The 11,438-nt window shown below is 63.2% G+C and carries 4 protein-coding genes; 3 read left to right on the top strand and 1 reads right to left on the bottom strand.

All coding sequences use genetic code 11. The annotated features are described in order from the left end of the window. The first annotated feature begins 414 nt into the window (after positions 1-414). The 3 genes from QZ648_RS09205 to QZ648_RS09195 all read left to right on the top strand — a co-directional run bounded on the left by QZ648_RS09205 (position 415) and on the right by QZ648_RS09195 (position 8,409). Positions 415-4,335, top strand: a complete 3,921-nt coding sequence (locus tag QZ648_RS09205; protein WP_291996812.1) for a PAS domain S-box protein — start codon at positions 415-417, stop codon at positions 4,333-4,335. A gap of 70 nt (positions 4,336-4,405) precedes the next feature. Beyond that, positions 4,406-5,929 carry an ATP-binding protein gene (locus tag QZ648_RS09200; protein WP_291996811.1) on the top strand — a complete coding sequence of 508 codons (1,524 nt, stop codon included), beginning with the start codon at positions 4,406-4,408 and terminating at the stop codon, positions 5,927-5,929. Next, complete coding sequence (locus tag QZ648_RS09195; RefSeq protein WP_291996810.1) at positions 5,926-8,409, top strand: EAL domain-containing protein; 2,484 nt, start codon at positions 5,926-5,928, stop codon at positions 8,407-8,409. Before QZ648_RS09200 ends, QZ648_RS09195 begins: the two co-directional genes overlap by 4 nt. A 44-nt stretch (positions 8,410-8,453) precedes the next feature. On the opposite strand, the gene QZ648_RS09190 is transcribed toward QZ648_RS09195, so the two are convergent. Continuing rightward, positions 8,454-11,417 carry a chemotaxis protein CheB gene (locus tag QZ648_RS09190; RefSeq protein WP_291996809.1) on the bottom strand — a complete coding sequence of 988 codons (2,964 nt, stop codon included), beginning with the start codon at positions 11,415-11,417 and terminating at the stop codon, positions 8,454-8,456. Positions 11,418-11,438 lie beyond the last annotated feature (21 nt).

Genomic DNA, 11,438 nt, shown 5'->3' with positions numbered 1-11,438 from the left:
GCTGTGGCGACGAGGAGGGCCTGGCTTGCCGCGGCCACAGAAGCGGCGCTCGCCGCCCGCTTTTCGGGGCCATCCCGGCGCGTATCCGCGGCCCCGCCATTGCACCTGTGTTCAGCATCTTTCTGCGCTCTTTCGGTCATCGCCGTGTTGGTCCTGCACTCTATCAGAGAGCGTGGCGCTGGTCACCGCCGCGTTCGTCGGCCAGCGCCGCGACCGCTCAGCGGCAGCGCGGAGGACGGTGGCTAAAGGCAGGACAGCGTCGCCGTGCTCCGGGATGGTCTTTTTCATTCGCTGGCCGTATGCTAGCCCTCTACAGCTAACAAGCTCGCCTCGAGAGAGACGTTCCGGTCGCCGTCCCCGGCAGCGGCTGGTTCCGTCGGGCGCAAGTCCAGACCGGGAAATAACGGCAGAAAGATGACTCAACGCAGCGCGCCCACCGCGGCCTCCCAACCCGTCCCAGCTCCTGGTGCGTGGCGGCGTGACTGGCAGCCTGATCCGCGTTTCATCCGTTACCTCGTCGTCGGCATCATGGGCATCAATGTTCTGGTGGCTGCCGCGCTGGTCTATGTCTTGGCAGACTGGCGGCGCAGCGAGGAGCTGGAATTCCGGTCCCAGGCGATGACCGTCGTTCGCTTGATCAGCAAGGATGTCGAGAGGCAGTACAGCGGAATCGATCTCAGTCTGCGGGTCGTTGCCGAGGAGTTTGCCCGGCAGCTGGCCCATGGTCGTCAGCAGTTCGACCGCTGGCTCGAGCGTGTTGGCGACCGGCATCCGGTGGTAGGCTTCATCTCGATCAGTGATGCCGACGGCCAGATCATCCGCGCGCCTGACGCCAGTGCATCAGGCCGCGTCAACATCTCGGATCGCGAGTATTTCATCCGCCTGCGTGACAATCCGCAGCTCGGCATGCAGATCTCGCCGCCGCTGACGGGTCGCATCTCCGGGGAGACGGTGCTGGCGATGGCGCGGCGACTGGGCGCAAAGGACGCGCCCTTCAGCGGTGTCGCCGTGGCGTTGGTTCCCGTCGACTACCTCAGCAGTACGCTTTTCGGCCTGTTTCCCGAACCGGACAGTAGCGTCTGGCTCCTGGACTCGGAACTTCGCTGGGTCGCGGCGGCCCCCGCCTTGCCGGCCGCGGCGCGGCTCGGAGCACCGCTGACCAGTGGCGCATTGCGTGACGCCCTGGCGCTGTCGCCGGCGGGTACTGTCCTCGTCAAGAGTGAGGACGGTAGCGAGCAGCTTGTCGCCTACGCACGCAGCGTGATCTATGGCTTCACCGCGGTCGTCTGTCAGCCGGCCGCCGTTCCGCTGGCAGAGTGGTGGCGGAAAGTCGTCGTGGCCTCCGTCGCCATGGCTCTGTTCGCCTTGCTGAGTACGCTCCTCGGCGGGCTGCTCAGCCGCAGCTGGAAGCAGCAGTCGGCGATGACGGCGAGTCTGCTCGAACGCGATGAATGGGTTCGCCAGGCGCAGCAGGTCGGCGGCCTGGCGCTTTTTTCCTACGATCTTTCCAGCCAGCGCTTTGCCGTCAGCGATGCCCTGTACAGTATCGCCGGTACCAACAGCGAATATCCGCACACTTGGCCGGGCTGGCTGGCGCTGGTCCACCCGGATGACCGCCAGGCACTGGATTTCGCGTTCCGCGGCATCATGCGTGGTGAGCGCGAGGTTCCTGCTGTCGAGTACCGGATCGTCCGGCCTGCCGACGGCAGTGTGCGCTGGGTGAAAAGCGTCGCCCATCTGCTCAGTGCGCCGGATGCTGCCAGGCAGACGGTTACCGGCGCGGTTCTCGACATCACCAGCCAGAAGCTTGACGAGGAGGCGCTGGCGACCAGCGAACAACTGTTCCGCGGTGTTTTCGAGAACGCGATGATCGGCATGGCCACCACATCGCCGGAAAAAGGCTGGCTGGGGATCAATCAAACGCTGTGCGATATTCTTGGCTATGAGCACGACGAACTGCAACGCATGACCTGGGCAGAGCTCACGCACCCGGACGACTTGGCAGTTGACGTCGCGTACTTCAACCGCGTGCTGACCGGCGAAATCGATGCCTACGACCTAGACAAGCGCTTCATTCGCAAGAGCGGTGAGATCGTCGATGCCTACATTGCGGTGCGGGCCATTCGCCGGTCCGATCACTCGATCGACCACTTTGTTGCCCTGGTGCAGAACATCACCCCCCGCAAGCGCATTGAGGAAAAGCTGCGCGCCAGCGAAGCCGCGCTGAGTGCTGCCGTAGACCAGGCCGCTGCCGGCATTGCCTTCGTCGCGCCCGACGGTCGCTGGCTGCGGGTCAATGAGCGCCTGTGTCAGCTGGTCGGCTACTCGCAGACGGAGCTCCTCACCCTGTGTTTCCAGGATATTACCCACCCGGACGACCTGGCACTGGATCTGGAACAGCTCGCGCGCCTGCTGCGCGGGGAAATCGACAGCTATACCCTGGAAAAGCGCTACCTTCGCAAGGATGGTCGTTGTATCTGGATCAATTTGAGCGTTTCGTTGGTCAGCAATGACGACGGTTCGCCAAGGCACTTCGTGTCGATTATCGAAGACATCGATGCGCGCAAGAATGCCGAGCAGGATTCTCGCAGCGTGCGTGGGATGTTGAAGAGTTTCCTCGACCACCTGCCCGGCCTGGCCGCCATCAAGGATCAGGAACGACGTATCCTGTTCGCCAACCGCGGCCTTCAGGCGGCACTGAACCTCTACGACGAGGAGATCGTCGGCCGCAGCAACCGCGAGCTGTTTTCCGGCGAACTTGGTGAGACGATAGACCGCCTCGATCAGCGTGTCCTGGCTTCCGGCGAGACCGAAGTTGCGGAGCTGGCTTACGCTGGGCGGATCTATCAGACGACAAGGTTCACTATCCTGCAGGACGACGGCCCCGAGCTGCTTGGCGGCATTGCGCTCGATGTGACGCGTCGCTGCCGCCTGGAACAGCGGACGCAGGCACTGCTCGATATCAACGAACATGCCGGCACGCTGCCGGAGAAGGAGTTTCTCGCTTACGGACTCGAGAGCGTCGAAAAACTGACCGCCAGCGACATCGGCTTCCTGCACTTCGTAAACGACGATCAGGAGACTATCGAGCTGTCGACGTGGACCGCCGGCGCGCTCAAGGGCTGCCGCGCAATGTTTGCCAGCCACTACCCGATCAGCGAGGCCGGAATCTGGGCCGATTGTTGCCGCGAGAAGCGTGCGCTGTGCTTCAACGATTACGCCGCGTACGCGGCCAAGCGCGGCTTGCCGGACGGGCATACGCCGCTGCAGCGGCTGATCGCGGTGCCGGTCATCGAGCACGGCGCTGTGCGCATGATCGTTGGCGTAGGCAACAGGATTGCTGCCTACGACGACCTGGATGTCGAGACGGTGCAAATGGTCGCCAACGCAGTCTGGAGCGTCGTCCAGCGGGCACGGGCAGAGGCCGCGCTGGCCCGCCGCCTCGCCGAAGTGACCGAACTCAACGGCAAGCTCGAAGACGCTCATCTGCAGCTCCTGCAGTCGGAAAAGATGTCGGCGATCGGCCAGCTCGCGGCGGGTGTTGCGCACGAGCTCAACAACCCGATCGGCTTCGTCTATTCCAATCTCGGTACTCTTGCCGAGTACGTCAAAGATCTGCTGGCCATCGATGCTGCCTATGGCCGTGTCGAGGAACAGTTGCCCGTACTGGCAGGTCCCGGCGTCCTCGACGAAGTCCGCCGGCTGAAGGGAGCGAGCGACCATCCCTATCTCGTCGAAGATCTGCCGAAGCTAATCCAGGAGAGCAAGGAGGGCCTCGAACGGGTGCACAAGATCGTCCTCGATCTGCGCGACTTCTCGCGTGTCGGCGAAAGCGACTGGCAGTGGACCGATCTCGAGAAAGGCCTGGAGAGCACGATCAACATCGTCTGGAACGAACTCAAGTACAAGGCCGACGTCGAGCGCCAGTACACCTCGCTGCCGCCGGTGCGCTGCCTGGCTTCGCAGCTCAACCAGGTATTCATGAACCTGCTGGTCAACGCCGCACAGGCCATCGAAACGAGCGGCAAGATCGTCATTCGCACCGGTACAGACGCCGCTTCGGCGGATGCCGCCGCTGCTGCCGGCTCGGTCTGGGTGGAAGTCGAGGACAGCGGGCGCGGCATGTCGCCGGAGGTCCAGAAACGCGTGTTCGAGCCTTTCTACACCACCAAGCCGGTCGGCAAAGGGACCGGGCTGGGCCTCTCGCTTGCATTCGGGATCGTCGCCAAGCACCATGGTCGTATCGAATTCCGTTCGGAACCTGGTCGTGGTACCACTTTTCGCATCACCCTGCCGATCGACGCCAGCCAGGCCGGCGTGGGAACGGGCGCTTGAGTCCGCGTGGCTTCCCGCCGGCCGGAGTTTCCCGTCGCCGCGAGCCGATCATCGAGAAGGTAGCGCATCAATGACATTCGTGAACTGGAGTCCGCACTTCGTCACCGGCATCGAGCTCGTTGATCGCCAGCATCATGGCCTGGTCGACCTGATCAACGCTGTCGCACCGTTGCTGGCGCGCCAGGAGCCGGTCCTGGCCGATGAGCTCGAAATCCTGCTCGATCGTCTCGCAGCGTACGCGGTGACGCATTTTCGCGATGAGGAGCAGTTGATGGGGGCGGCGGGTATGGACGCCGCAAGTATCGGCCGGCAGGCCAGAGCACATCGCGGCTTCGTCGAGGAAATCGGTATCATGCGCCGCGCGGTCGATGCCAATGGCCAAATCGATGGCGGCCTGTTGCTGCGCTTTCTGGGCAATTGGTTGATCTTTCACATCCTGGTCGACGATCAACTGATGGCCACGCAACTGCGGCTGATTGCCAGCGGTTCTTCGCCTTGCGAAGCCGCGACGCGGGCAGGGGAAGCAAAGGAAGATTCTGCGCAGGCGGTGCTCAGCGAAGCGCTGATTGACCTTTTCGGCGTCGTTTCAGCGCGTAACCGCTCGCTGCTTCAGGTCAACGAAGAACTGCAGGCGGCGCGGAGCACCCTGGTCGGAGTCAACGCCAGTCTCGAAAAAAAGATTGCGGAACGAACCTGCGCACTGACGACCAGCAATGACGAGTTGCTGCGCGAGCAGGCCGAACTGCTCAAGGCCATGGAAGCCATCGAGCGGACGCAAGCTCAGTTGCTGCAGTCCGAGAAAATGGCCGCTGTCGGCCAGCTTGCGGCCGGCGTTGCGCACGAGATCAACAATCCGGTCGGCTTCGTCAGTTCCAATCTCGGTTCGCTGAAGAACTACGTCGCGCGCCTGTTCGCAGTCGTCGACCTTGCCGTGCCGGCAGTTGCTGCGCTCGCTGCCGATCATCCGGCGCGATTGGCGGTCGAACAGGCCTGGCGGACGGCGGAAGTGGACTTCCTGCGCGAGGACATCCCGGCGCTGCTCGCCGAGTCCGCCGAGGGGCTGGAACGGGTGCGCAGGATCGTCGCCGACCTGAAGGATTTTTCGCATGTCCAGGAAGCCGAATGGCAGGACGCCGACCTCAACCGTGGTCTGGAGAGCACCTTGAACGTGGTCTGGAACGAACTCAAGTACAAGGTAACGATCGTCCGTGACCTCGGCGAGCTGCCGCTGGTGCGCTGCATTCCTGCGCAGCTCAACCAGGTTTTCATGAATCTGCTGATCAATGCCGGGCAGGCGATCGAGAGTGCTGGAACGATCAGCCTGCGTAGCGGCTTCGAAGCCGAGCACGCCTGGGTCGAAATCGAGGACAGCGGTGGCGGCATGCCGCCGGAAGTCGTGAAACGGATATTCGAGCCCTTCTTCACGACCAAACCGGTTGGCAAGGGGACCGGTCTCGGTTTGCCGATTTCCTGGGAAATCGTCCAGCGCCACGCGGGCACGATCAGCGTCAACAGCGAACCAGGGCGAGGGACGTGCTTCCGCATCCGCTTGCCGCTTGCCGGTCCGCAGCCCGAGCAGGAGGTGAGCGCTTGATTCCCGACCCCCCCCAGGCGTCGATCTACGATGCACTCGGGCTGATCGTCATCCGCGTCGATGCCCAACTCAGGGTCTGGTACGTCAATAGCTTCGGCCTGCGTCTGCTCGGTCACAGCCGGCTCGGGCAGGTTTTCCGGTGGCCATTGACCGAGCTGCTCGGCGCGGCTGCACAACGCCCGCCCGAATTCCTCGCCGAGCTGCGCGACATCGGCGCGCACGGCGGGGTTCGCCAGGTGGAAACGCCGCTGACGGCCGGTGACGGGAGGCGGCTGTGGATCTCGTGGTCGATCGAACAGCGTGCCGGCGCGGATACCCTCCTGGCGCCGATCTTTCTGGTCGGAACCGACGTCACGCGCATGCACGAAAGCCTGGAATCGGCGTTGCTGTTTCGCGATATCGCGCAGAACAGCCCGCTCTCGATCCTCATCACCGACGCTGGGCGGAAGATCCTCTTCGCCAATCCCGCGGCTCTGGCGATGAGCGGCTATAGCGCCGAGGAAGTGATTGGTCGCCAGCCTCAGATGTTTCGCTCGGGGCTGACCCCGGACGAGACCTATGACGCGATGTGGGCCGCTCTTGGCAGCGGTGTCAGCTGGAGCGGTGAGTTGATCAATCGGCGCAAGGACGGCCAGGTGTTCACCGAGCGACTTTCCATTTCGCCGATTGACGATCACGATGGGCAGCTGCGCTTCTACTTCGCGATCGGAGAGGATTCATCGCGACAACGCGAGCTGGAGACTCGGCTGGCGCTGGTGACCCGCAGCGATGCGCTGACCGGGCTGCACAACCGCGTTGGTTTTGTCAACGAACTGGCACGACTGACGCGATGCCCAGCCGTCGCCACCGCAGCCGCTACGCGCATCGCCGTGGTCCATATCGATATCGATGATTTCGAGAGCATCAATCGCGAGTTCGGGCACGAAACGGCCGATCGCCTGCTGGTCGAGTTCGGCAGGCGGCTCGCCGACAGCGTGCCCGAAGCGGACGCTGTCGCTCGTCTCGGCAACGACGAGTTCGGCTTGCTGCTTCGCGTTCCGGAGGAGAGCCCGGGCGACAGCTATGAGGAGCTGTCGAGCCTTCTGCTGGCGGCGCTGCGGCCAGCCTTCGTCATCGGCGAGCAAACGCTCGAGGTGAGCTCGTCGCTCGGCTTCGCCTGTTTCCCTGCCGACGGCAAGGAGCCCAGCGAACTGCTGGCGGGTGCCGCAAGCGCGACGCGAGTTGCCAAGCGCGATGGCGGCAACTGTGCTGCCCGTTTCAACGGGCAGCTGAATACGGAAGATTCCGAGCGTCGCGAACTGCTCGTCGACCTGCGCCAGGTCATCGAGAAGCGGCAACTGCTGTTGCATTATCAGCCGCAGTTGAATCTGCAGACCGGTGCGCTGATCGGCACGGAGGCTCTGCTCCGCTGGCAGCATCCGGAGAAGGGGATGATCCCGCCAGGTCGATTCATTCCCTGGGCCGAAGAAAGCGGCTTGATCATTGCCGTCGGCGAATGGGTTCTCGGCGAGGCCTGCCGTCAGATGCGCGAATGGCTGGACGCCGGATTGCCGCCGATCAAGGTGGCGGTCAATCTGTCGGCGCGGCATTTCCACGTTGCCAACCTCTGCCAGAGCGTCGGCGAGGCCCTGGCCAGGTACCAGATCGATCCGCAGACGCTCGAACTGGAGATCACCGAAGGGGCGATGATGCTCGATGTGGCGACCTCGACGCGGACCAGCGAAGGGCTCAAGGGTCTCGGCGTGCGGCTTTCGCTCGACGACTTCGGTACCGGCTATTCGTCGCTCGCCTACCTTTCGCGTTTCCCGATCGACGTCGTCAAGATCGACCAGTCATTTGTTCGCGATATCACCAGCAATCCAGCCAGCGCCGCGATCGTGCAGGCGATCATCGCCATGTCGCACAAGCTCGGCAAGATTGTTCTTGCCGAAGGCGTCGAGAACGAGGAGCAGATGCACTATCTGCGTCGCTGCGACTGCGACGAGATGCAGGGCTATTTCTTCTCGCGCCCCCTGCCCGCGGAGCAGATGTCTGCCTTGCGCAGCTCCGGCAAGCGGCTCGCTTTCGGGAGCAATGCGGATGATGCGCCGCCGACGGTTCTGCTGGTGGACGATGAGCCGAGCATTCTTTCGGCACTCAATCGCCTGCTCCGGCGTGAGGGTTATCGGGTTCTCGTCGCCGGCAGCGCCGAAGCCGCCTTCGCGGTCCTGGCGCGCGAGTCGGTGGCGGTGATCCTGTCCGACCAGCGCATGCCGGTCATGACCGGCACCGAGCTTCTCGCGCGCGTCAAGACACTCTATCCGCAAACGGTGCGCATGGTCCTTTCCGGCTACTCGGAAATTAGCGCGGTCACCGACGCCATCAACAAGGGCTCGATTCACAAGTACCTCAGCAAGCCCTGGGACGACGAGCACCTGAAGAGCGAGATCCGCGACGCCTTTCGCACCTGGAAGGAACGCTTTGGCAGGAACGGCAACTGATCGGCAACTGATCGGCGACTGATCGAATACCGGCCGCGATGGCTTCAGGGGCTATGGACTTCTCCCATGGCAAGCAGGATCAGTGGCTGTGTGCCGGCGAGGCGACGGGCGTTGAGCATCATTTGCACTCGCCCGCTGCCGTGGATGTCGACCTCGACCGGGAAGTCCTCGACGGCCTCGTCGCGTGGCAGGATGTTCAGCAGTAGATCGCGAAAGGCCGGCAGGTCCCACTGCCGGTTGGCAAGATCGCTTAACTGCCGGCCGATGGTTTCTTCCTTCGCGACCTGGAAACGCTGGTAGAAGGCGCGGCTGGCGGCAATCACCTGCAGCTCGGCGTCAAGCACCAGCAAGGGTTCGCGCACGGTATCGACGATGCTCTCGGAAAACAGCTGCGCTGTTCTGACACGCGCATTGGCGTCGACGCGGGCAGTGATATCGGCGAAGGTCATGACCACGCCGTCGATGTCGTCGTCGAGTGTGCGATAAGGCTTCAGGCGTACCTGATAGTGCCTGCCGGCGATGGTACGTACTTCCTGCTCGCCCGGCCGCTTGCTGTCGAGCACCGCCTGGGCATCGATCAGCAACTCATGCGCTTCGATAGTGGACTTGATATCGGCCAGCGGCCGGCCGACGTCGCCTGCCTGTAGACGATAGAGATCGACTGCCTCGCTGGTGAAGCGCCGGATGCACAGTTGCTGGTCGAGGAAAATGATACCGCCGCTGATGTTGTCGAGCAGATTCTTGAGGTCGTTCTGTGTCTTCGTCAGATGATCGCTGTTGGCTAGCAGCTCCCCATTCACTGTCACCAGTTCTTCGTTGATCGACTGCAGTTCCTCCTTCGATGTTTCCAGTTCCTCGATGGTGGACTGCAGTTCCTCATTGGTCGATTGCAATTCCTCGTTGCTTGACATCAGCTCTTCGTTGGCAACTTGCTGCCTCTCGATGGTCGACTGCAGCGCTTGCCAGGTATGCGCGAGTTCGCTTTCGAGTTCCTCGATGCGCCGCATCGCGGGTGAGCTCGCATCGACTGCGGCAGTGGACGCATGCCCTGTCGGCGTCGCTGTCAGGGTCTCCTCCTGAAAGCTCACCAGCAGCAATTGATGGCCGTCCGCCTCGGCCAGCGTGTGCACGCTCAATCTGATGTTCCGGATCTCACCATCGATTTTCGCCGAAACCTGGCGTCCGCGGGTCGTCGTGCGTTCTTCGGTCGCCCGGTGCAGGGCGGAGCGCAGTTCGGCGCGCAGACTATCGAGCGCCATGTCGACGACGCTGAGTGTCGCCTGGCCTGGTGCCGGGCGCAGGAACCTGTCGGTGTCGCCGTGCACGAAGACGATATTGCCCGCTGCGTCGGTGACCACCGAGGCCGGCGCGAACAATTGCAGGAGCGCGCGCCGCGTGAGTTCAGCGAGATTTACCGGCGCGAGCTTGCCGGCCACCTGGTGTGTGGCGCGGCCAGGGTTTGCCGTCTGCCACGAGAGGTCACCGAGGAGCATGGTGCTGTTCGGCCTGCTGGCGCCAATTGCCCTGTAGAACTTCCATTTGCGGTTGACCGCCGTAAACAGTTCGGCATGCATGCCGATACTCTCGGCCGGTGACAGGAAGAGCACCCCGTTCGTTCGCAAGGCGTAGTGCAGCGAGCGAATCAGTTGGTTCTGCAACTCCGGCTCGAGGTAGATCATCACGTTGCGGCAGCAGATCAGGTCGAGCTGGCTGAACGGCGGATCCTTGATGACGTTCTGGACGGCGAACACCAGCATTTCGCGAATCTCCTTCCTGACGCGGTAGCCGGCATCCTCGTGGAGGAAGAAAGTGTGTAGCTGGGCCGGCGTCAGATCGGCGGCGATGTTGGGCGGATAGAAGCCGGCACGGGCGCTGGCGATCGACTCCTCGTCGAGATCGGTGCCGTAAATCTGGACCTTGAATGCTTTCTGCGTTTCGCTCATGAATTCGCGCACCAGGATGGCCACCGAGTAGGCCTCTTCTCCGGAGGCGCAGCCGGCTACCCAGATGCGGAACACGTAGTCGGCGGGTTTGTCGGCGAACAGCTGCGGCAGGATCTCCTGTTTCAGTACCTTGAAGGCTTCGGGGTCGCGGAAGAAACGGGTGACATTGATGAGCAGGTCCTTGAACAGCGCTCGCCCTTCTTCCGGATGGGCCGCGACATGGGCGCGGTAGTCGTCGATGCTGCGCAGCCGGTGCTGCAGCATTCGCCGCGCGATGCGCCGGCCGATGGTGCCCTTCTTGTAGTGTGAAAAATCGTGGCCGGTGCTGGCGTGCAACAGGGTCAGCACGGCGTCGATATCGACTGCAGTCGCCTCATTCGCCTGCGGCGCCGGATGAACGTCGTTGCTGAGCTGGCGCGCAGTAGCCAGCAGCACTGTCGGCATGTCGGCAGCCGGCAGGACATGGGTCGCATAAGCGGCGTGAATGACACTTCCCGGCATGCCAGGGAACTTCGCCGAGCTCGGCTCCTGGACCAGCGTGATGCCGCCGGCGCCGTGGATGGCGCGCATCCCCAGGGTGCCGTCGCTGCCGGTGCCCGAGAGAATGACGCCGATCGCCTGGTCACCCTGGTCATCGGCCAGCGAGCGCAGGAAAGCGTCGATCGGCATGCGCTGGCCGCGTGGCAACTCCGGCACGGCAACCCACAGCTGGCCGTGCACGATGGCCATCTCACGGTTGGGTGGAATGATGTAAACGCGATTGGCGGCCACCGCCACGCCATTTTCGGCCTCGACGACCGGCATTGCCGTCGACCGTTGCAGAATTTCGGTGAGCAGGCTGGCATGACCGGGATCGAGATGCGGCACCAGCACGAAAGCCAGGCCGCAGTCGTCTGGCAGGTGGCGAAAGAATTCCTCGAACGCCTCCAGCCCGCCGGCCGAGGCACCGATGCCGACGATCGGAAAGTGCGTGCGCTCGCCGTGCCCTGGGTGCTCAGTGGCCGTTGCCGCGGCTGCTGCCGCTTGCCCCGGGGGCGGTGCTGTGTCGCTTTTGTCTTTGCTCATGGTGTACCTCTGCTGCTCAAG

Source organism: Candidatus Accumulibacter sp. ACC012, assembly GCF_907163155.1.
Classification (GTDB): Bacteria; Pseudomonadota; Gammaproteobacteria; order Burkholderiales; family Rhodocyclaceae; genus Accumulibacter; species Accumulibacter delftensis.
Note: the sequence above shows the minus strand (reverse complement) of the source record. Positions and strands in the feature narration are given on the sequence as shown.

Bases quoted from the DNA above. Each gene is read 5' to 3' on its own strand.
- QZ648_RS09190 (WP_291996809.1), bottom strand. From the start codon at position 11,417: ATGAGCAAAGACAAAAGCGACACAGCACCGCCCCCGGGGCAAGCGGCA.
- QZ648_RS09205 (WP_291996812.1), top strand. From the start codon at position 415: ATGACTCAACGCAGCGCGCCCACCGCGGCCTCCCAACCCGTCCCAGCT.
- QZ648_RS09200 (WP_291996811.1), top strand. From the start codon at position 4,406: ATGACATTCGTGAACTGGAGTCCGCACTTCGTCACCGGCATCGAGCTC.